Origin of the sequence: Streptomyces sp. NRRL F-6492 (assembly GCF_001280125.1) — a bacterium.
Classification (GTDB): Bacteria; Actinomycetota; Actinomycetes; order Streptomycetales; family Streptomycetaceae; genus Streptomyces.
In genome coordinates, this window is sequence record NZ_LGEG01000013.1 from 61,182 (window position 1) to 82,244 (window position 21,063).

Consider the following 21,063-nt stretch of genomic DNA (forward strand, 5'->3'; position numbering starts at 1 on the left):
GTAGACTCGTCGCCGTGGACACGACCCTTCAGGACCCCCTCGTCGGGCGGCTGCTCGACGGCCGCTACCGCGTCGACGCGCGCATCGCCGTCGGCGGGATGGCCACGGTCTACCGGGCCGTCGACACCCGCCTCGACCGCGTCCTCGCGCTCAAGGTGATGCACCCGCAGCTGGCGGCCGACGCCGCCTTCGTGGAGCGGTTCATCCGCGAGGCCAAGTCGGTCGCCCGGCTCGCGCACCCCAACGTCGTCGGGGTCTTCGACCAGGGCGCCGAGGGCGCGTACGTCTACCTGGCGATGGAGTACGTCCCGGGCTGCACCCTCCGCGACGTGCTGCGCGAGCGGGGCGCCCTCGCGCCCCGGGCCGCGCTCGACATCCTGGAGCCGGTGCTCGCCGCGCTCGGCGCCGCGCACCGGGCCGGGTTCGTGCACCGGGACATGAAGCCGGAGAACGTCCTGATAGGGGACGACGGCCGGGTGAAGGTCGCGGACTTCGGCCTCGTGCGGGCCGTGGGCTCGGCGACCGCCACCACCGGCTCCGTCCTCGGCACGGTCTCGTACCTGGCGCCGGAGCAGATCGAGCACGGCACCGCCGACACCCGCGCCGACGTGTACGCCTGCGGCGTCGTCCTGTACGAGATGCTGACCGGCGCCAAGCCGCACGCGGGCGACACGCCCGCCCAGGTGCTCTACCGGCACCTGAACACGGACGTCCCCGCGCCCTCGGCCGCCGTCCCGGGCCTGGCCCCGGGGCTCGACGGGCTGGTCGCGGCCGCCGCCGCCCGCTCCCCCGAGGCCCGCCCGTACGACGCCGTCGCCCTGCTCGGCCTGGTCCTGGAGGCCCGCGCCGCGCTCACCGACGAGCAGCTGGACGCGGTGCCGCCGCAGGCGCGGCCCGGGGACCGGGACACCGCCGGGGACCGGACGAGCGTGATCGCCCGCGCCGTGCCGGCCGAGGAGCGCACCAGCGTGATCGACCTCCCGCCGCCGGCGGAGACCGACGCCCGGGAGGTGCGGCACACCGGCCGGATGCCGGCGCCCGAGCCGCCCGCGGCCCCCGCCGCCCGCCAGCTGCCCCCGCGCGGCCCGCTGCTCGTGATCGCCGCCGTCCTGCTCGTCCTCGGCCTGGGCGCCGGGGTCTGGTACATCAACTCCGGCCAGTTCACCCGCGTCCCGGCCGTCCTCGGCCAGACCGAGGCCGCCGCGACGCAGCGGATCACCGGCGCCGGACTGGACGTCGGCACCACGAAGCGCGCCTTCAGCGACGTGTACGAGCGCGGCACCGTCATGGCCGTCGACCCGGCCCCCGGCGAGCGCCTGCGGGGCAACGGCACGGTCGTCCTGACCCTCTCCCGGGGCCCGGAGATCGTGAAGGTGCCCCACCTGGTGGACAAGCCGCTCGCCGAGGCCAGGAAGGCCCTGGAGAAGGAGGGCCTGGTCGCGGGGGTGGTCACCCGCGAGTTCAGCGACTCCGTCGCCCGGGGGGCCGTGATCGGCTCCGACCCCGAGCCGGGCACCGAGCGCGCCCCCGACTCGGCGATCGCCCTGGTGGTCAGCAAGGGCTCCCCGATCGACGTGCCCGACGTGACCGGCGAGACCGTCGCCGACGCCACGGCCGCGCTCCAGGAGGCCGGGCTCACCGTCCGGGTCGCGCCCGAACGGGTCGCCTCCCCGCAGGACGCAGGCTCGGTCGCCGCCCAGTCCCTCCCGGAGGGCAGCCGCGCCGCCGAGGGCGACGCGATCACCCTCACCGTCTCCAAGGGCCCCGAGATGATCGAGGTCCCCGACGTCACCGGCGAGACGGCCGAGGACGCGCGGGCGGCCCTGGAGGACGCGGGCTTCGAGGTGGAGCTCAAGAAGACCTTCCCGTACCTCGGCGACACGGTCGCGAGCCAGTCCGCGGAGGGCGGCTCCACCGCCCCCGAGGGCTCCACGATCACCCTCACGATCAAGGGACTGTAGAAACCCATGCGCAACCCCGTCGGCGGCCACGTCCCCGTGGCCGGCGGTCTCGCCACGGTCGGCCTCGGCTACGCCCGCGAGCTGGGCGCCGAGACCGTGCAGGTCTTCGTCGCCAACCCGCGCGGCTGGGCCACCCCGGCCGGGAACCCGGCCCAGGACGAGCGGTTCCGCGCCGAGTGCGCGGAGCTGTCCCTCTCGGCCTGGGTCCACGCCCCGTACCTGATCAACTTCGGCTCGCACACCGAGGCCACCGCGGAGAGGTCGGTGGAGTCGCTGCGGCACTCGCTGCGCCGGGGCCGGGAGATCGGCGCGAAGGGCGTGGTGGTGCACACCGGCTCGGCGACCGGCGGCCGGCCGCGCGCGGTGGCGCTCGCCCAGGTGCGGGAGCGGCTGCTGCCGCTGCTCGACGAGCTGACGCACCCGGACGACCCGGACCTGCTCCTGGAGTCGACGGCCGGGCAGGGCTCCTCGCTCTGCTCGCGGACCTGGGACTTCGGCCCGTACTTCGACGCCCTCGACCGCCATCCCAAGCTGGGCGTCTGCCTGGACACCTGCCACGTGTTCGCCGCCGGGCACGACCTGACGGGCCCGTCCGGGGCGGCGCAGACGCTCGACCTGCTGGTGGAGACCGTCGGCGCGGGGCGGCTGAAGCTGATCCACGCCAACGACTCCCAGGACGTCGTGGGCGCCCACAAGGACCGGCACGCGAACATCGGCGCCGGTCACATCGGCGAGGACGCCTTCCGGGAGCTGCTGCGCCATCCGGCGACGGAGGGGGTGCCGCTGGTCATCGAGACGCCGGGCGGCAAGGAGGGGCACAGGGCGGACGTGGAGCTGCTGAAGAAGCTGCGCCCTTGAGGAATACCCCTAGGGGGTACACGGTTCCCGTGTCGACAGGAACCGCCACCTGACACCGGGGGCCCCTCATGCGACACGAAGCACACGCCGGGCACGAGCACGGCGGGCACGAGCACACCGGGCACGACCGCACCGGACACGAGCACGGCGGGCACGACCGCACCGGGCACGTCGGCCACGAGAACGGCCGGCGGCGCGGTCACGAGAACGAGCAGCCGCACCGCTCCCCCGCCGGGGCCTCCTGGCCCACGGCCGCCAGGGCCACGCTGCACTGCCTCACCGGCTGCGCCATCGGCGAGGTGCTCGGCATGGTGATCGGCACCGCGCTCGGCTGGGGCAACCTGCCGACGACGGTCCTCGCCGTCGTCCTGGCCTTCTTCTTCGGCTACGCGCTCACCCTGCGCGGCGTCCTGACCTCCGGCGTCGGCCTGCGGACGGCCGTCAGGGTAGCCCTGGCCGCCGACACCCTCTCCATCGCGGTCATGGAGATCATCGACAACGGCGTCATCGCCCTCTGGCCCGGCGCCATGGACGCGCACCTGTCCGACCCGCTCTTCTGGACCGTCCTCGCCCTCGCCCTCGCCGCCGCCTTCGTGATCACCACGCCGGTCAACAAGTGGCTGATCGGCCGGGGCAAGGGACACGCGGTGGTCCACCGGTACCACCACTGACCCGCGAGGGGTCCGCCGGAGCCCCCGTCAGAACTCGGGGCCGTCCCCGGGCTCCTCCTGGTACGAGTAGCGCTGCTCCCGCCACGGGTCGCCGAGGTTGTGGTAGCCGCGCTCCTCCCAGAAGCCCCGCCGGTCGGCGGCCATGTACTCCACGCCCCGGACCCACTTCGGGCCCTTCCAGGCGTACAGGTGGGGGACGACGAGCCGCAGCGGGAAGCCGTGCTCGGCGGTGAGCAGCTCCCCGTCCATGTGGGTGGCGAAGATCGTGCGGTCCGAGGCGAAGTCGGCGAGCCGCATGTTGGCGCTGTAGCCGTACTCGGCCCAGACCATCACATGGGTGACCTGGGGCGCGGGCGGGGCGAGCTCCAGGACCGTGCGGGCGGGCACGCCACCCCATTCGGCCCCGAGCATGCTGAATTTCGTGACGCAGTGCAGATCGGCCACGACCGTGGAGAACGGGAGGGCCGAGAACTCCTCGTGGTTCCAGCACCGCTTGTCGCCGTCGGCCGTCGCCCCGAAGACGCGGAACTCCCAGCGGTCCGGCTTGAACTTGGGTACGGGCCCGTAGTGGGTGACCGGCCAGCCGCGCTGGAGCCGCTGTCCCGGCGGGAGATCCGCCGGAAGGTCGGGCGAACGATACGGCTGATCCGCTTCCCGGTGTGCTCCGCTCTCCGGCTGACCCATGGCATCCATGGTGACAGACCGCAAGGGGTGGTCATGACCAGGCGACCACCCCCGCACCCCCCATCGGGGCAACTCCCACTAAGCCTGTACTTACTGGACGCCCCCCATTCGGGGTGCGAGGATGCGGCCATCCTGCCCAGTTACGGCGTAGACACACAACGTGGAAGTGGAAGGAGCCTCTGCGATGCAGGGCGACCCCGAGGTCCTCGAGTTCCTCAACGAGCAGCTGACCGGCGAGCTGACCGCCATCAACCAGTACTGGCTGCACTACCGCATCCAGGACAACAAGGGGTGGACGAAGCTCGCCAAGTACACCCGTGAAGAGTCCATCGACGAGATGAAGCACGCGGACAAGCTGACCGAGCGCATCCTGATGCTCGACGGCCTGCCCAACTACCAGCGGCTCTTCCACGTGCGGGTCGGCCAGACCCTCACCGAGATGTTCCAGGCGGACCGGCAGGTCGAGGTGGAGGCGATCGACCGCCTCAGGCGCGGGATCGAGGTCATGCGCGCCAAGGGGGACGTCACGTCCGCCAACCTCTTCGAGGAGATCCTCGCGGACGAGGAGCACCACATCGACTACCTGGACACGCAGCTGGAGCTGATCGAGTCCCTGGGCGAGGCGCTCTACATCTCGACGCTCATCGAGCAGCCGAGCTGACCTCCGTACGAGGCCGGGCTCCGGGAGTCAGGCGGCTTCGCCGAGGACGGTGACGGGAGCGACGGCGGTCTCGGCCGCCAGGGCGGGGACCCCCCGGTCCACGAGCTCGCGCCGGGGGCAGTTGCCGCGTCCGAGAATGGCCTGAATGCGACGGACGCAGGAACCGCAGTCCGTTCCGGCCTTGCAGGCGGAGGCGATCTGGCGGGGCGTGTGGGCGCCCGCGTCGGCGTGCTCCTTGACCTGCTTCTCCGTGACACCGAAGCATGAGCAGACGTACACGCGGTCCACCTCCCGCCGAGATCGTTTAGGTTAACCTAACCTTACCCGGCGGCGGGGAGCCGTAAAAGACCTGAAAACGAGGATGGGGCGCGGATCACAAGGATCCGTGCCCCATCGTCGTAGGAAACCACTTACTGATCGCGGTACATCTCCGCCACCAGGAACGCCAGGTCGAGCGACTGGCTGCGGTTCAGGCGCGGGTCGCAGGCCGTCTCGTAGCGCTGGTGCAGGTCGTCGACGAAGATCTCGTCGCCGCCGCCCACGCACTCGGTGACGTCGTCGCCGGTGAGTTCGACGTGGATGCCGCCGGGGTGGGTGCCCAGCTCCTTGTGGACCTCGAAGAAGCCCTTGACCTCGTCGAGGACGTCGTCGAAGCGGCGCGTCTTGTGGCCGGAGGCGGCCTCGAAGGTGTTGCCGTGCATCGGGTCGGCGACCCAGGCGACGACCGCGCCGGAGGCGGTGACCTTCTCGACCAGCTCGGGGAGCTTGTCGCGGACCTTGTCGGCGCCCATGCGGACGATGAAGGTCAGCCGGCCCGCCTCGCGGTCCGGGTCGAGGCGGTCGATGTAGGTGAGCGCCTCGTCCACCGAGGTGGTCGGGCCCAGCTTGATGCCGATCGGGTTCGCGATCCGGGAGGCGAACTCGATGTGGGCGTGGTCGAGCTGGCGGGTGCGCTCGCCGATCCAGACCATGTGGCCGGAGGTGTCGTACAGCTTGCCGGTGCGCGAGTCGGTACGGGTCAGGGCGCCCTCGTAGTCGAGCAGCAGCGCCTCGTGGGAGGCGTAGAACTCGACGGCCTTGAACTCGGCCGGGTCGGTGCCGCAGGCCTTCATGAAGTTCAGGGCGTTGTCGATCTCGCGGGCGAGCGCCTCGTAGCGCTGGCCCGACGGGGACGACTTCACGAAGTCCTGGTTCCAGGCGTGCACCTGGCGCAGGTCGGCGTAGCCGCCGGTGGTGAAGGCGCGCACCAGGTTGAGCGTGGAGGCGGAGGCGTTGTACATCCGCTTCAGGCGCTCGGGGTCCGGGATGCGGGCGGCCTCGTTGAAGTCGAAGCCGTTGACCGAGTCGCCGCGGTACGTCGGCAGGGTCACGCCGTCACGGGTCTCGGTCCCCTTGGAGCGGGGCTTGGAGTACTGCCCGGCGATGCGGCCGACCTTCACGACGGGCACGGAGGCCGCGTAGGTGAGGACGGCGCTCATCTGGAGCAGCGTCTTGAGCTTGGCCCTGATGTGGTCGGCGGACACGGCGTCGAAGGCCTCGGCGCAGTCGCCGCCCTGGAGCAGGAACGCCTCGCCACGGGCGACGGCTCCCATCCGGGCGCGCAGCTGGTCGCACTCGCCGGCGAAGACGAGCGGAGGATACGACTCGAGGTCCGCGATCACATCGCGCAGAGCCTCGGCATCGGGGTACTCGGGCTGCTGCGCCGCGGGCAGGTCTCGCCAGGTCGCCTCGGCGACGGCGTGGGAATCAGCGTTCACGGTCACACGGACAACATTACGGGGTTCTTCGTCCGGTCCTGTCCTACCGACCAATGACTGAGACGACTGCCCGGAATGTCGGTCGCTGATCTTGATGACGCCGTGGAGTGTTACCCTCGGGCCCGTTTCTCGGCAACAGAGTCGAACACAGGTGAACACAGGGGTGGACGTGGCACAGGGACACCGCAGGGACCGCAAGAAGAAACGTTTCCTCTACGGAGCCGTGGCCGCGGTCGCCGCAACGGCCGCGATCGGCACCCTCGCGGTCGCCTCCCCCGGTCTGCTGGGCGCGGCGGGCGACGGCGAGCCGGGCCGGGACGCCTCCCTCCAGGAGCAGTTCGCGAGCGCCGCGCGGGAGTTCGGCGTGCCGCAGAGCGTGCTGATGGCGGTGTCGTACCAGCAGACCCGCTGGGAGTCCCACGACGGCGAGCCGAGCACGACCGGCGCGTACAACGTGATGGGCCTCACGAAGGTCGAGCCCGGGGACGTCGCGCAGAAGGTCACCGACGAGCAGATCGACCACTTCAACGGCTCCGGCCGCCCGGAGATCGAGAAGAAGTTCGACCGCGCGGAGATCCGGCGCATCCTGGAGAAGGCGCTCGTCGACACCGACGACCCCCGGCTCCACACCCTGGACGAGGCCGCCGGGCTGATCGACAGCTCCGCCGAGACCGTCCAGAACGACACCGGGGCCTCCGTCCGGGCCGGCGCGGCGCTGCTCGCCGAGTACCAGAAGCAGGCGGGCGCCGAGCTGTCCGACGAGCCGGGCGACTGGTACCCGGCCGTGGCGCGCTACAGCCAGTCCCCGAAGAAGAAGGGCGCCGACCTCTTCGCGAAGCGCGTCTTCGAGTCGATCAGGAAGGGCGAGCGGGCCCTCACCCTCGACGGGGAGGCCGTCGCCCTGCCGGCCGATCCGTCGGCCGAGCCGGTCAAGCCGTCGAACGTGCCGCTGGCGGCGAGCTTCGCGAGCACGGCGGCGGTCCCGACCCCCGAGTGCCCCGCGGGCCTGAACTGCGACTTCGTGCCGGTCCGCACGGACCCCGGCGGCGCGCGCAACCACACGCCCGCCGACCGCCCGAACCAGGGCCTGGACATCCGCCAGATCGTCATCCACGACACCGAGGGCCCCTACCAGGGTTCGCTCGACGCGCTCACCAACCCCAAGGGGACGGGCAGCGCCCACTACCTGATCCGGGCCCAGGACGGCCAGGTCACCCAGATGCTGGAGAACAGGCAGCTGGCGTGGCACGCGGGCAACTGGACGCACAACATGCACTCCATCGGCGTGGAGCACGAGGGCTACGCCATCAAGGAGGGCAGCTGGTACACCGAGCCGCAGTACCGTTCCTCCGCGGAGCTGGTGAAGTTCCTGGCGAAGAAGTACGGCGTGCCGATCGACCGCGAGCACGTCATCGGGCACGACGAGGTGGCGCTCCAGACGGACAACCGCCTCAGCAGCCTCCACTGGGACGCCGGCCCGTACTGGGACTGGAACTACTACATGTCCCTCCTGGGCGCCCCGCAGGGCGACAAGGGCGCGGGCGGTCCGCTCCGGGCCGGCCAGGTGGTCCGCGTGGTGCCGCCGTTCACCACGGCGAACCAGCCGAAGCTGACCACGGGCGGCACGGCCGTCCCGGCCCGCCCGTCCAACTTCGGCTACCTCTACGCCTCGCCCTCGACGAGCGCGGCGACGACGGCCGACCCGTACTTCAGCTCCCTGTGGACCGAGGGCTCGAACTACGGCAACAAGGTCCGCGCCGGCGGCCTCTACGTCGTGGCCGAGGCCCAGGACGACTGGACGGCGATCTGGTACGCGGGCAAGAAGGCCTGGTTCCAGAACCCCGGCGGCCAGTACACCGTCCCGGTGCCCGGGGCCACGACCGTGAAGGTCCGGTCGGGCCTCTCCTCGATCAAGGTCTTCGGCCGCTCCTTCCCCGAGACCGCCGCCTACACCGCGGCGAACCTGGAGGCGCCGGGCGACGAGAACGACCCCCTGTCGAAGTTCTCGTTCGCCGCCGACCAGGCCTACGTCAAGGCCGGTCCCGCCGTCGTGGGCGACGACTGGTTCGGCACCGAGCAGAAGAACGTCGTCGGCTCCGTCGCGTACGTGCCGATCCGCTTCCACCACAAGATCGTCTGGGTGAGGCAGAGCGAGGTCACCGAGGCCCCCGGCGCCGCTCCCGTCTCCGCCGGCAACCGCTACAACCTCCTCTCCCGCGACGGCTCCGGCGTCCTCTGGCAGCACCAGGGCACCGGCAGCGCCACCACCCCGTTCCTGACCCGGTACCGGGTCGGCGGCGGCTGGCAGGCCTACGACGCGATCACCCCGATGACGGCCCTGCGGGCCGACGGCACCGGGGACGTCGTGGCCCGGGAGCCCGGCGGCACGCTCTGGTACTACCAGGGCAGCGGCAACCCGTCGGTGCCGTTCAAGGGCCGGCTGCGGGTCGGCACCGGCTGGCAGATCTACGACACCGTCACCGGCATCCGCGACCTGACCGGGGACGACAGGCCGGACCTGCTCGCCCGCGAGAAGTCGGGCGCCCTGTGGCTGTACAAGGGCACCGGCACCCCGGCCGCGCCGTTCGCCCCCCGGGTGCGGATCGGCACCGGCTGGCAGATCTACAACGGCATCATCAGCACCGGCGACCTCAGCGGCGACGGCAAGGCCGACTTCATCGGCCGCGACACCGCCGGCGTGCTGTGGCTGTACCGGGGCACCGGCGACGCCGCCTCCCCGTACGCCGCGCGCCTCAAGGTCGGCACCGGCTGGCAGGTCTACAACAGCGTCGTCGGGCCGAGCGACCTCACCGGTGACGGCAAGGTCGACTTCGTGGGCCGTGACGCCGCGGGCGACCTGTGGCTCTACCGGGGCACCGGCAACGCCACCTCCCCGTACACCGCGCGGGTCAGGATCAGCGGCGGCTGGCAGGCCTACGACCCGGTCTTCTGACCGGACCGCGATGCCGCTCCGGAGCCCGGTCCACGCCGTCCGCGGTGTGGACCGGGCCCCTTTCCCGTACCGGCTGGGTTACAGTGCTCCCATGTACGCGCCCCTGAATCAGAACTGGTGGTGGACCGCTCGTCCGGCGGCCCACTGACTGCGCGTACACCGACACACGCGAAGGCCGCCCGAGGGGCGGCCTTTCCCGTATCCGGGGCCGTTCCTCTCCGCACTCCCACGGAAGGAACGACGGACCCCATGGACCTCTCCCGTCTGCTCGACGACTCCTGCCCTCCCTTCGCCCTGCTGCGCAGGCGCACCCCGGGCCGCGACCACGACACCGTCGAGGTGCTGATCGGCCGGGTCCACGAGGCCGGCCGCCTCGCGGAGCTGCCCGTGGGCCCGCTGCCCGCCCTCGCGCTCGTGCCCTTCCGGCAGATCCGGGAGCGCGGCTTCGACGTGCGCGACGACGGCACCCCGCTCTCCGTGCTCGTCGCCGAGGAGGCCCACGAACTGCCGCTCGCCGAGGTCCTGGAGCGGCTCCCGGCGCACGACGTGCGGGTCGAGGGCGGCGGGTTCGACGTCTCCGACGAGGAGTACGCGCGGACCGTGCGGCGGGTGATCGACGAGGAGATCGGCTCCGGCGAGGGCGCGAACTTCGTGATCCGGCGCACCTACACCGGGGAGGTCCCGGGCTTCGGGCGCGCCGACGCGCTCGCCCTGTTCCGGCGGCTGCTCGCGGGCGAGCGGGGCGCGTACTGGACGTTCGTCGTGCACACCGGGGAGCGGACCCTGGTCGGGGCGAGCCCCGAGGCGCACGTCCGGATGTCGGGCGGGACGGTCGTGATGAACCCGATCAGCGGCACGTACCGCTACCCGGCCGGCGCCGCCCCCACCCCGGAGGACCTGCTCGCCTTCCTCGGCGACCGCAAGGAGACCGAGGAGCTGTCCATGGTGGTGGACGAGGAGCTGAAGATGATGTGCACGGTGGGCGACCGGGGCGGGGTGGTGATCGGCCCGCGCCTGAAGGAGATGGCGCACCTCGCCCACACCGAGTACGAGCTGCGCGGCCGGTCCTCCCTGGACGTGCGGGAGGTGCTGCGGGAGACGATGTTCGCGGCGACCGTCACCGGGTCGCCGGTGCAGAACGCCTGCCGGGTGATCGAACGCCACGAGAACGGCGGCCGGGGCTACTACGCGGGGGCCCTCGCCCTGCTCGGCACGGACGGGAGCGGCGCCCAGACCCTCGACTCCCCCATCCTGATCCGCACGGCCGACATCGCCGCCGACGGGCGGCTGCGGGTGCCGGTCGGCGCGACCCTGGTGCGGCACTCGGACCCGGCGGGCGAGGTCGCCGAGACCCACGCCAAGGCGGCCGGGATCCTCACCGCGCTGGGCGTGCGGGAGGGCCGGCCGGCGGCGGAGGCGCCCGTCTCCCCCCGGCTGGCCGACGATCCCCGCGTACGGGCCGCGCTCGACGCGCGCCGGGCGGACCTGGCGCCGTTCTGGCTGAAGATGCAGGCGCGGTCCGCGGAGCTGTCCGGGCACGCGCTGGTGGTGGACGCCGAGGACACCTTCACGGCGATGCTGGCGCACGTCCTGCGCTCCTCCGGCCTGGAGGTGTCGGTGCTCCGGTACGACGAGCCGGGGCTGCGGGAGCTGGCGCTCGCGCACGAGGGGCCGGTCGTGCTCGGCCCCGGGCCCGGCGACCCCTCGGACGCGGCCGACCCGAAGATGCGGTTCCTGCGCGGGCTGACCGCCGACCTGGTCCGGGACCACCGGCACGGCCTGCTCGGGGTGTGCCTGGGGCACGAGCTGATCGCCGCCGAGCTGGGCCTGGAGATCGTCCGCAAGCGGGTGCCGTTCCAGGGCGCCCAGGTGCGGATCGACCTCTTCGGGCAGGAGCGTACGGTCGGCTTCTACAACAGCTTCACCGCCCGCTGCGACGACCGGGCGGCCGAGGAGCTGGCGCTGCACCGGATCGAGGTGAGCCGCGACCCGGGGACGGGCGAGGTGCACGCCCTGCGCGGGCCCGGCTTCGCCGGGGTGCAGTTCCACCCCGAGTCGGTCCTGACGACGGAGGGCGCGGCGCTGACGGCCTCGCTCCTCGCGGGCGTGCTGGTCTGAGGGTCCGCTGGTCCCCGGGACCCGGACGCCGGGTCATCCGGTCCTGGGGACCAGGACGTTCTCGCTGCGGCGGCCCGCGATGTGGTCGAGGACGTTGCGGAGGGTGGTGTCCACGATCTGGCCGACCGCGTCCTGCGTGTAGTACGCCTGGTGGGAGGTGACCACCACGTTCGGGAAGGTGACCAGGCGGGCCAGGGTGTCGTCCTCGACGGCCTCCAGGGACTTGTCGAGGAAGAAGAGCCCGGCCTCCGCCTCGTACACGTCCAGGCCGACGCCGGTGAAGCGGCCGGCGCGGAGCTCGGTGACCAGGGCCTCGGTGTCGACGAGCCCGCCGCGGCTGGAGTTCACCAGGATGGCGTCGTCCTTCATCGCCCCGAGGGCGGCGGCGTCGACGACGTGCCGGGTGGCGGGGAGCAGCGGCACGTGGAGGCTGACGAGGTCCGACTCCGCGAAGAGCCGCTCCTTCTCCACGTAGCGCATGCCGAGGTCGACGCAGGCCGGGTTCTCGGCGACGTCCCAGCCGAGCAGCTTCATCCCGAAGCCGTGGGCGATCCGGGTGAAGGCCTCCCCGATCTTGCCGGTGCCGAGGACGCCGACGGTGCGCCCGCGCAGGTCGCGGCCCATCAGGCCGTCGAGGCGGAAGTCGAAGTCGCGGGTGCGGTTGGACGCGCGGACGATCCGCCGGTTGACGGCCATGGCGAGGGTCCAGGCGAACTCCGCGACCGAGTACGGCGAGTAGTACGACACCCGGGCGACGGTGAGGCCGAGGCGCTCGGCGACCTCCAGGTCGATGTTGTTGAAGCCGGTGGAGCGCTGGGCGATCATCTGCGTCCCGCCGGCGGCGAGGATCTGCAGGACGCGGTGGTCCAGGACGGCGTTGACGCTGGTGGAGACGATCTCGTAGCCGGCCGCGATGCGGGCGGTGTCCTCGGTGAGGAAGACGTCCAGGCAGTGCACGTCGTGGTACCCCTCGAAGGCCCGCTCGATGAGCGGCTTCTCGTCCGCCTGCACGCCGAATGCCAGGATTTCCACGCGTGCCCCTCGGTGCGGTGACGGGCCGGATGCCGGCGCCTGTGTCCTGTCAGCGCGAATATACGGCTCTCGCCCGGCCCCGGCCCGCCGGACACCCTCTACGCCTCGTCGAGACCGCGCTCGATGGCGTACCGGACGAGCTCCACGCGGTTGTGCAGCTGGAGCTTGCCGAGGGTGTTCTGGACGTGGTTCTGCACCGTGCGGTGCGAGATGACCAGGCGCTCGGCGATCTGCTTGTAGCTGAGGCCCTTGGCGACGAGCCGCAGGACCTCGGTCTCGCGGTCGGTCAGCCGGGGGGCGTTCGGCTCGTCGGCGCCGCTGACCGGGGCGGGCTCGGAGGCCAGCCGGCGGTACTCGCCGAGGACCAGGCCGGCCAGGCCGGGGGTGAAGACGGGGTCGCCGACGGCCGTGCGGCGCACCGCGTCGATCAGCTCCTCCGTACTGGCGGACTTGAGGAGGTAGCCGGTGGCGCCGGACTTGACCGCCTCCAGGACGTCGGCGTGCTCGCCGCTCGCCGAGAGGACGAGGACCCTCAGCTCCGGGCGGGCGCCGACCAGCTCCTTGCAGACCTGGACGCCGGGCTTGACCGGCAGGTTCAGGTCCAGGACGAGGACGTCGGGGACGGCGGCCGCCGCGCGCCGCACGGCCTGCTCGCCGTCGCCCGCGGTGGCGACCACGTCGAAGCCCGCCTCGGCCAGGTCGCGGGCGACCGCGTCCCGCCACATCGGGTGGTCGTCGACGACCATCACTCTGATCCGCTGCTCGCTCACTGCTTCTCCGCCTTCCCCCGTGGGACCTTCAACTCGACTTCCGTGCCCTGCCCGGGGACCGAGACGACCTCGGCGCTGCCGCCCAGGTCCCGCAGCCTCCCCCGGATGGAGAGGGCGACGCCCATCCGGCCCTCGCCCTCCGCCTGCGCGAGACGGCCCTCCGGGATGCCGGGTCCGTCGTCCCGGACGGTGACGGTCACCTCGTCGGACCAGTCCTCGATCAGGATCCAGGCGTGGGCGTCCTCGCCCGCGTGCACCCTCACATTGTCCAGGGCGGCGCCGACGGCGGCTGCCAGCTCGCGGGCGGCGGGCGGCGGGAGGAGGACCGGCGCGCCCGGCTCGGAGAGGGTGACCCGGGACCCGGCTCGCGGGGCGATCAGGACGCGCAGGTCGACGGGGGCGGAGCCGTCCGCCTCGTCGTCCACCTCCACGACCCGGACCACGGCCCCCTCGGACTCGTCCTCGGAGACCAGGCTGGGCCGGGTGAGGCCGCCCGCCACCAGGGTGCGCAGGGCCACCTCCTGCTCGCCCGCCATCCTGCCGAGGTCGGCGGCCTCGCCGCCGAGGGCGGTGCCGCGCCGCTGCACCATCGCGAGGACCTGGAGGACGCTGTCGTGGATGTCGCGGGCGAGCCGCTCCCGCTCCCGGGTGGCGGCCTCGATCTCCAGGGCGCGGGCGAGGGTGCGCTCGGAGGCGCGGGCGACCTCGACGACGTACCCGATGGCGATGGAGGCGACCCAGACCAGGATCACGTTGTGGACGGTGTCCCGGCTGGGGTGGCCGCGCTCGACGATGTTGGCGACGGCGACGAGGGAGGAGGCGGCGCCGGCCCAGCGCCAGCCGCCCTTGATGGCGAACGCGAGGACGGATCCGGCGGTCCATATGGACGGCAGGGTGGGGCCGTCGACCGACTGGGCGTGGGCGTCGGCGAGCGGGGTGAGGAGGATGCCGGTGAGGGCGACGGTGAGGTCCACGACGAGGAAGCGCCGGGTGCAGCCGGCCGCGTTCGCCACCTTGGGGAGGGTGGCGAGGGTCCAGACGCACAGCACCGCCAGATAGACGACGCCGACCCAGGGCCGCTCGTACCGGTCGCGGCCGAAGACGAAGATCAGGACCGCGTAGACCATCGTCAGGACGCGGTAGCCGGTCAGGGCGCGCCACAGCGGCTGCTCGACCGACATGCGGACGACACGCTCGCGCTTCGCCATCTCTCCCCCGCCCCCCGGCACCCCTGACGGGGTGGTTCCTCCCGCGCCCCGGACTTCTCTCCCGGGGCGGTCGCTCCTCGCGCCCCCGGGTCCTCGCGGGGCGGTCGTTCGTTACGCCCCGGACTCCTCGCGGGCGGCGATCTCGGCCTTCACGGCCTCCTTGGCCGCCTTCTCCGCCTCCGCGATCTGCCGCTTGGCGGCGGTCGCGTAGATGTCGACATACTCCTGGCCGGACAGCTTCATGATCTCGTACATGACCTCGTCCGTCACCGAGCGGAGGATGAAGCGGTCCCCCTCCATGCCCCGGTAGCGGGTGAAGTCCAGCGGCTCGCCGATCCGGATCCCCGGGCGCATCAGCTTGGGGACGAGCTTGCCGGGCGGCTGGATCTTCTCGGTGTCGATCATCGCGACCGGGATCACGGGCGCGCCGGTGGCCAGGGCGACCCGCGCCAGGCCGCCGGGCTTGCCCCGGTAGAGGCGCCCGTCCGGCGAGCGGGTGCCCTCGGGGTAGATGCCGAAGAGGCCGCCGCCCTCGATGACCTCGATGCCGGCCCTGATGGCCGCCTCGCCGGCGCCCCGGGCGCCCGAGCGGTCCACCGGGAGCTGGCCGACGCCCTTGAAGAAGGCGGCGGTGAGCTTGCCCTTCACGCCGGGGGTGGTGAAGTACTCGGCCTTGGCGATGAAGGTGACCTTGCGGTCGAGCACGGCCGGCAGGAAGAAGGAGTCCGAGAAGGACAGGTGGTTGCTCGCCAGGATGGCGGGTCCGTCGGCGGGAACGTTCTCCAGACCCTCCACCCAGGGCCGGAAGGCGATCTTCAGGGATCCGCCGAGGGAGAACTTCATCGCGCCGTAGATCAACTCGCCATGCCTTCCGTGTGCTGTCCGGCCACGACTTTATCCCGTACCGGCGTACGCCCCCCGCTGCGGCCCTGGTCGGTGTCGGTCCGGTCGCGTACCGTGAAGGTCCTTCCCCATTTTCCGTCGCTTCGGCGCACCGGAGGCGCACGCGAGGGCGCCCCCGGGGACGCGTCCGGGGGCGAACGCGAAGCCGAGCGAACAGGAGACCCCGGTGCCGGTCCTTCCCGGAGCCGAGCCGTACCGCCATGAGGGCGGAGAGGTCGGCGTCCTTCTCTGTCACGGATTCACCGGTTCCCCGCAGTCGATGCGCCCGTGGGCCGAGTACCTGGCCGGGCGCGGTCTGTCGGTGTCGGTGCCGCTCCTGCCGGGGCACGGCACCCGCTGGCAGGACATGCGGCTCACCACCTGGCACGACTGGTACGCCGAGGTCGACCGGGCGCTGCGCGAGCTGCGGGAGCGGTGCTCGACCGTCTTCGTCTTCGGCCTCTCCATGGGCGGGGCCCTCGCGCTGCGGCTCGCGGCCCGGCACGGGGACGCGGTGCGGGGACTCGTCCTGGTCAATCCGGGCAACAAGGTGCACGGCGTGGCCGCGCACGCGCTGCCGGTCGTCCGGCACCTGGTGGCCACCACGAAGGGCGTCGCCAACGACATCGCCAAGGAGGGCGTGACCGAGGTCGGCTACGACCGGGTGCCGCTGCACTCGGCGCACTCCCTGCGCCAGTTCTTCCGTACGGTGGACGGGGAGCTGCCGCAGGTCACGCAGCCGCTGGTGCTGCTGCACAGCCCCCGGGACCACGTGGTGCCGCCGGCGGACTCGGCCAGGATCCTGAGCCGGGTCTCCTCGACGGACGTCCGGGAGGTCCTGCTGGAACAGAGCTACCACGTCGCGACGTTGGACCATGACGCGGAGCGGATCTTCGACGAGAGCTGGGCCCTCGTCGAGCGTCTCGCTCCGGAACCGGTCGGCGGGAAGGGGAGCAGGAGCGGTGGCTGATCAGCAGGACGGCGGAGACCGGGAGCCGCAGCCCATCGACGAGGAGGCGGCCTGGGCCGCGATCGTCGCCGGGTACGGCGAGGAGCCCGCGGACCCTCCGGGGACGAGGCCGTTCCGGCCGATCGAGAACCTGTCCCTGCCGGAGCCGGAGGACCTCGGGGACGACGGCAAGGACGGGACCGGGGGCGCGTCCGCCCCGAAGGCGACCGGGAAGCCGGACGCGGTCTGGAAGCCGAGGGCGGCGGGGAGGCCGGGGACGGACGACGGGCCCGGGACGGCCGGGAAGCCGGAGGCGGAGGACGGCTCCGGGACGGACGGGAAGCCCGGGGCGGACGGGGACGCTCCGGAGAAGCCGGCGCTCGGCGGCTCGATCGTGTTCGCGCCCGGGGTGCGGCCCGCCGGTCCCCGGGACTTCTCCCCCGCCGAGCCGGAGGACGGCCCGGAGGGCTCCGAGGAGGGCCACTTCGTGCCGCCGGAGCCGCCCCCGCTGCCGGACGCGGACGCGGCGGCCAAGTTCGCCTGGCTCGGCGTGGTCGGCGGTCCGGTCCTGCTGCTCCTGGCCGTCCTGCTCCAGTGGGACATGACCTGGTGGCTGACGACGCTCTGCGTGGGCGGCTTCCTGGGCGGCTTCGCGACCCTGGTCGCGCGCATGAAGCACGACGACGACGATGACGGCTTCGACGACCCGGGCCGCGGGGCGGTCGTGTAGGGGTCTCCTCCGTGTAGGGGGCTCCTCCGTGCAGGGCCCCTAGGGGACGGGCACGCGGACCGCCGCGAGGACCGGCAGGTGGTCCGTGGCGGCCCTCAGGTCGGCGGGGTCGAGGTCCTGCGGGACCCCGCAGCCGAGGAACTCGACGCCCGGGGTGGCCAGGACCGCGTCGATGCGCTGGTGGGGGTCCTCGGGTGTCGAGGTGTACTCGCCGCCCCACGGGCTCGCGGCCCAGCCGTCCCGGAGCTCCCCGGTGAGCCGGGTGAAGGCGGGGCCGCCGGGCCGCTCGTTGAGGTCGCCGCCGACGAGGACGTGCGGGGTGCCGAGGGCGGCGACCCGGTCGAGGACCATGCCGGCCTGGGCGTACCGCTCGTCCTTCCGCAGGCTCAGGTGGCAGCTGATCAGCCCGACCCGGGCCCCGGCGAAGCGGACGACCGCCGTCGCCAGGCCCCGGCGGTGCAGGCCGGGGGTGAGCGGGAGCAGCACGTCCTCGGTGCGTTCCACCATGGCCCGCAGGGAGCAGAGCAGCATCGGCCCCGCCGCGGTGGCACCGCCGCTCAGGACGACGAGGTCGCTCTTGGCGGCGAGGCGGGCGGCGTGCTTGCGCCAGCGGAAGAACCGCGGGGCCTCCTGGACGAAGACGACGTCCGGGGCGCAGGCCCGGACGACCCGGGCGAGGGCGTCCTCGTCGTCGCGCATCGAGCGGACGTTGTAGCTCAGGACCCGGAGGACGGCCGAACCGTCTTCCTCGGTGCGGGAGTTGGGCAGTTCGGTGATCGCCATGGGGCCCAACATACGACGACCGCCCGCCGGGTCCGGGGGGGACGCGGCGGGCGGTCGTCGTACGGCCTTCACATGTCTTCGGACGGGTCAGCCCTGGCGGGCCAGGTCCGCCGCGCCGACCAGGCCGGCCTTGTTGCCGAGCTGGGCGGCGAGGACCTGGGCGTGCGGGCGCCACTGGCCGCCGATCAGCCAGCGCCGGAAGGACTTGCGGATCGGGTCGAGGACGAGGTCGCCCTCGTCCGAGACGCCGCCGCCGACGATGAACGCCGAGGGGTCGAAGAGCGAGGCCAGGTCGGCGAGGCCGGCGCCGGCCCAGCGGGCCAGCTCCCGGAAGGAGTCGACGGCGACCGGGTCGCCGGCGCGGGCGGCCTGGCTGACGTGGCGGCCCTCGATGCCCTCGGGGGTGCCGTCGCCGAAGCTCAGCAGGACCTCGGCGTTCTCCGGGGTGGCGTTGGCGCGCTGCCGGGCGTACCGGACGAGGGCGCGCCCGGAGGCGTACTGCTCCCAGCAGCCCTGGCTGCCGCAGCCGCAGAGCAGGCCGTCGGGGACGACCCGGATGTGGCCGAATTCGGCGGCCACGCCGAAGCGGCCGCGGCGCAGCTTGTTGCCGATGATGATGCCGCCGCCGAGGCCGGTGCCGAGGGTGATGCAGATGACGTCCTCGTGGCCCTGGCCGGCGCCGAAGCGGTACTCGCCCCAGGCCGCGGCGTTGGCGTCGTTCTCGACGACGACGGGCAGGCCGACGCGCTGCTCGACCTTGTCCTTGAGCGGCTCGTGCCGCCAGTCGATGTTCGGCGCGAAGAGGACGGTGGCGCGCTTGTCGTCGACGTAGCCGGCGGCGCCGATGCCCACGGCCTCGATCGTGTGGCCCTTGCCGGCCTGGGAGACCGCCGTGCTGATCGCGTCGACGATGCCCTCGGGGGTCGGCGGGGTGGGCACCTTGTGCGTGTCGAGGATGTTGCCCTCCTCGTCGACCACGCCGGCCGCGATCTTCGTGCCGCCGATGTCGACGCCGATGGTGAGTCCCATGTGTCCCTCAGTTTTCGGTCGAGCCCCGCTAGGGCCCACCGTACCCGAGGGGGAGGCTCGTCCTGATCAATCCAGGTCGATGTGCTGGCCGGTTCCGGGCCCTTCGCCGTCCTCGCGGGGCGGCTTCGGGGGCTCTTCCGAGGGGGCCTCTCCCCGGGTCCAGCGGGTCTCGTGGCCCTCGACGGCGGAGCGGTAGGCGGCGAGGAGTTCGCTGCCGGCGGCGGCGAGGTGGTCGAAGACCTGCGGGTTGCGCTCGACGACGGGCTCGACCGCGGCCTTCGCCTGGTCGACGAGCTGCTGGACGGTCCGCGCGGCCTGGCCCGCGAGCAGCGGGTTCCCGAAGCCCTCGGAGACCTTGCCCGCGACGGCGTCGAAGAGCTTGCGGAACTCCTCGGCGGCCGTTCCCGGCCCGGCCCCGCGCTCGGCCCGGCGGCGGGCCTTCTCCGCCTCCAGGTCCTCGGCGCATGCCTTGGCCCAGGCGTCCGAATCGCTCATGGCGCACTCCTCAGTCGGCTGGTACTTCGACGGTACACGGGGCTCAGGGGGTGCGGGGCCGGTCGGGCCAGAGTCCGGGGTCGGGGGTGAAGCGGACCCGGAGGTCGCCGTCGACGAGGCCCGCGCCGGTGACGGTGCAGCGGCGCAGGGCGCCGGGGAGGGGGAGGTTGCGGCGGAAGGGTCCGGCGGTCAGGAGCAGCTCGTCGCCGCGCCGGACGAGCGAGAGCTCCTCCTTGACGGCGCCGGGCAGGGGGAGGTGCCAGACGAGGACGCCGTCCTCCTCGCGCCGGTCCTCGACGGTCCACGCGGGCACGGGCGCGGGCGTGCTGTCGGCGGGGGCGAGGAGGGCGAGGTCGTCGGCCCCGCGCGGGGCGCGGCCGAGGTGCGGGAGCTCGTGGAGCACTCCGCCGGCGGTACGGAGTTCCGCGAGGTGCCCGTGCTGCTCGGCGGTCAGTCCGGCGAGCCAGGGGTCCTCGGAGCCTGCGGGCAGCAGCCGGTTGGCGACGACGGCGTCGAGGGAGAGGCGGTGGAGGGCGAGGCCGAGGCGGGCGGTGCGCAGGGCGCGGGTGGCGGCGGGTCCGGGTTCGAGGACGAGCCGGACGGTGGTGGCGGGGGCTTCGACGACGGCCTGGACGGCGGCGAGTTCGGCCTCCCAGCGGGCGGTGGTCTCGTACAACCACTGCGCGGGCATGGGGACCCCGGCGAGCTGGGCGAGCATCGGGCGCAGGGCGCGGGCGGCCTGCCGCTCCTGGGGCAGGAGCCGGCGCAGGTAGCGGCGGAGCTGTTCGGGCAGCGCGAGGACGGCGAGGGCCTCGGGGAGCGGGGGCAGGTCGACGACGGCGAGTTCGTGGTCGCCGGCGGCCGTCTCGCGCAGGGCCCGCAGCAGGGCGAAGGAGCGGCTGCCGGGCAGCTCGGTCAGCTCGGCGTCCTCGAAGGGCGCGGCGCCGAGCAGGTCGAGGGCGACGCCGGAGCGGGCCTGGAGGGCGAGGAACTCGCGGCGGAAGTCGGCGGCGGGCTCGGGCCGCAGCACCCGGAGGTTCCCTTCCTCCGGCGGCGCCCCGGCGTCCTCGGACACGAGCAGGACCCGCCGCCCGGCCCGCGCCCCGGCGAGAGCGGTCGCTGCCGCGACGGTGGTGCGCCCGGCGCCGCCGAGGCCGGTGACAAGGATGATCCGCATGCGGAGGACGCTACCCGCCTCCGCCGACGGGGGTCCCGGGGCCCTGGCCGGGGCCTTGCCGAGCCGACGCGGAGACGATCGCGATCCGGCCCTGCGCCGGAGACAGAGACGATCACGATCCGGCCCTGCGCCGGAGACAGAGACGGACACGGCCCGGCCCCGCGCGGAAGGCAGGGCGTCTCGGGGCCGTCCGGCCCCGCGCCGGAGGCAGGGCGTCTCGGGACCGCCCGGCGGCCAAGGCCCGGCGTTCGGTCCGGGGCCCGTCACCGTCGGGGCCGCCCAGGCAGCGGGCACCGCAGGCGGCTCAGGGCCCGCGTGCCGCCCGGGGGCGCGCCCCCGGAGCCG

At 73.2% G+C, this 21,063-nt stretch carries 20 protein-coding genes; 9 read left to right on the plus strand and 11 right to left on the minus strand.

Annotated elements, in window-relative coordinates:
• Window positions 1-14 precede the first annotated feature (14 nt).
• The 3 genes from pknB to ADL08_RS03180 all read left to right on the plus strand — a co-directional run bounded on the left by pknB (window position 15) and on the right by ADL08_RS03180 (window position 3,490).
• Window positions 15-1,961 carry a Stk1 family PASTA domain-containing Ser/Thr kinase gene (gene pknB / locus ADL08_RS03170; protein WP_199836944.1) on the plus strand — a complete coding sequence of 649 codons (1,947 nt, stop codon included), beginning with the start codon at window positions 15-17 and terminating at the stop codon, window positions 1,959-1,961.
• Window positions 1,962-1,967: 6 nt separating this feature from the next.
• Window positions 1,968-2,819, plus strand: a complete 852-nt coding sequence (locus tag ADL08_RS03175; RefSeq protein ID WP_053640481.1) for a deoxyribonuclease IV — start codon at window positions 1,968-1,970, stop codon at window positions 2,817-2,819.
• A 68-nt stretch (window positions 2,820-2,887) separates the two neighbouring features.
• Window positions 2,888-3,490: a DUF4396 domain-containing protein gene (locus tag ADL08_RS03180; protein WP_053640482.1), complete on the plus strand. Its 603-nt coding sequence runs from the start codon at window positions 2,888-2,890 to the stop codon at window positions 3,488-3,490.
• Window positions 3,491-3,517: 27 nt separating this feature from the next.
• On the opposite strand, the gene ADL08_RS03185 is transcribed toward ADL08_RS03180, so the two are convergent.
• A complete protein-coding gene (locus ADL08_RS03185; RefSeq protein ID WP_053640483.1) occupies window positions 3,518-4,174 on the minus strand; it encodes a sulfite oxidase-like oxidoreductase in 657 nt (218 codons plus the stop codon).
• Between the two features lie 184 nt (window positions 4,175-4,358).
• On the opposite strand from ADL08_RS03185, the gene bfr reads away from it, so the two are divergent.
• On the plus strand, window positions 4,359-4,835 hold the full coding sequence (bfr, locus tag ADL08_RS03190) for a bacterioferritin (protein WP_053640484.1): 477 nt from the start codon (window positions 4,359-4,361) through the stop codon (window positions 4,833-4,835).
• Between the two features lie 27 nt (window positions 4,836-4,862).
• Here bfr and ADL08_RS03195 read toward each other — a convergent pair whose 3' ends face one another.
• A complete protein-coding gene (locus ADL08_RS03195; protein ID WP_053640485.1) occupies window positions 4,863-5,123 on the minus strand; it encodes a (2Fe-2S)-binding protein in 261 nt (86 codons plus the stop codon).
• A 122-nt stretch (window positions 5,124-5,245) separates the two neighbouring features.
• The gene (locus ADL08_RS03200; protein ID WP_053640486.1) at window positions 5,246-6,598 is read right to left on the minus strand and encodes a class II 3-deoxy-7-phosphoheptulonate synthase; all 1,353 of its coding nucleotides are present in this window, start codon (window positions 6,596-6,598) and stop codon (window positions 5,246-5,248) included.
• A gap of 163 nt (window positions 6,599-6,761) precedes the next feature.
• Between ADL08_RS03200 and ADL08_RS03205 the strand changes: the two genes are divergently transcribed.
• The 3 genes from ADL08_RS03205 (at window position 6,762) to ADL08_RS03210 (ending at window position 11,663) form a co-directional block, all read left to right on the plus strand.
• Window positions 6,762-9,545, plus strand: coding sequence for an N-acetylmuramoyl-L-alanine amidase (locus ADL08_RS03205; protein WP_053640520.1), 2,784 nt, complete (start codon window positions 6,762-6,764; stop codon window positions 9,543-9,545).
• Window positions 9,546-9,636: 91 nt separating this feature from the next.
• Window positions 9,637-9,693 (plus strand): trp operon leader peptide, encoded by a 57-nt coding sequence (locus tag ADL08_RS39145; protein WP_420710536.1) that lies wholly within the window; start codon window positions 9,637-9,639, stop codon window positions 9,691-9,693.
• Between the two features lie 101 nt (window positions 9,694-9,794).
• A complete protein-coding gene (locus ADL08_RS03210; RefSeq protein ID WP_053640487.1) occupies window positions 9,795-11,663 on the plus strand; it encodes an anthranilate synthase family protein in 1,869 nt (622 codons plus the stop codon).
• A 33-nt stretch (window positions 11,664-11,696) separates the two neighbouring features.
• Here the strand turns inward: ADL08_RS03210 and ADL08_RS03215 are convergent, their stop codons facing one another.
• The 4 genes from ADL08_RS03215 to ADL08_RS03230 all read right to left on the minus strand — a co-directional run bounded on the left by ADL08_RS03215 (window position 11,697) and on the right by ADL08_RS03230 (window position 15,516).
• A complete protein-coding gene (locus ADL08_RS03215) occupies window positions 11,697-12,695 on the minus strand; it encodes a 2-hydroxyacid dehydrogenase (RefSeq protein ID WP_053640488.1) in 999 nt (332 codons plus the stop codon).
• Window positions 12,696-12,793: 98 nt separating this feature from the next.
• On the minus strand, window positions 12,794-13,441 hold the full coding sequence (locus ADL08_RS03220) for a response regulator (RefSeq protein WP_053640489.1): 648 nt from the start codon (window positions 13,439-13,441) through the stop codon (window positions 12,794-12,796).
• 20 nt (window positions 13,442-13,461) lie between these two features.
• Window positions 13,462-14,673, minus strand: a complete 1,212-nt coding sequence (gene macS / locus ADL08_RS03225) for a MacS family sensor histidine kinase (RefSeq protein ID WP_053640490.1) — start codon at window positions 14,671-14,673, stop codon at window positions 13,462-13,464.
• A gap of 111 nt (window positions 14,674-14,784) precedes the next feature.
• Window positions 14,785-15,516, minus strand: coding sequence for a lysophospholipid acyltransferase family protein (locus tag ADL08_RS03230; RefSeq protein ID WP_053640521.1), 732 nt, complete (start codon window positions 15,514-15,516; stop codon window positions 14,785-14,787).
• A 226-nt stretch (window positions 15,517-15,742) separates the two neighbouring features.
• Here ADL08_RS03230 and ADL08_RS03235 point away from each other — a divergent pair, with 226 nt between their 5' ends.
• Window positions 15,743-16,525 carry an alpha/beta hydrolase gene (locus ADL08_RS03235; RefSeq protein WP_053640491.1) on the plus strand — a complete coding sequence of 261 codons (783 nt, stop codon included), beginning with the start codon at window positions 15,743-15,745 and terminating at the stop codon, window positions 16,523-16,525.
• Window positions 16,518-17,234, plus strand: coding sequence for a hypothetical protein (locus ADL08_RS03240; protein WP_053640492.1), 717 nt, complete (start codon window positions 16,518-16,520; stop codon window positions 17,232-17,234). The genes ADL08_RS03235 and ADL08_RS03240 overlap by 8 nt, the downstream gene beginning before the upstream one ends.
• A gap of 39 nt (window positions 17,235-17,273) precedes the next feature.
• Here the strand turns inward: ADL08_RS03240 and ADL08_RS03245 are convergent, their stop codons facing one another.
• The 4 genes from ADL08_RS03245 to ADL08_RS03260 all read right to left on the minus strand — a co-directional run bounded on the left by ADL08_RS03245 (window position 17,274) and on the right by ADL08_RS03260 (window position 20,718).
• Window positions 17,274-18,017, minus strand: coding sequence for an endonuclease/exonuclease/phosphatase family protein (locus ADL08_RS03245; RefSeq protein ID WP_053640493.1), 744 nt, complete (start codon window positions 18,015-18,017; stop codon window positions 17,274-17,276).
• An 87-nt stretch (window positions 18,018-18,104) separates the two neighbouring features.
• Complete coding sequence (locus ADL08_RS03250; protein ID WP_053640494.1) at window positions 18,105-19,046, minus strand: ROK family glucokinase; 942 nt, start codon at window positions 19,044-19,046, stop codon at window positions 18,105-18,107.
• A gap of 66 nt (window positions 19,047-19,112) precedes the next feature.
• Window positions 19,113-19,541: a DUF5304 domain-containing protein gene (locus ADL08_RS03255; RefSeq protein ID WP_053640495.1), complete on the minus strand. Its 429-nt coding sequence runs from the start codon at window positions 19,539-19,541 to the stop codon at window positions 19,113-19,115.
• A gap of 43 nt (window positions 19,542-19,584) precedes the next feature.
• Window positions 19,585-20,718: an ArsA family ATPase gene (locus ADL08_RS03260; protein ID WP_053640496.1), complete on the minus strand. Its 1,134-nt coding sequence runs from the start codon at window positions 20,716-20,718 to the stop codon at window positions 19,585-19,587.
• Window positions 20,719-21,063 lie beyond the last annotated feature (345 nt).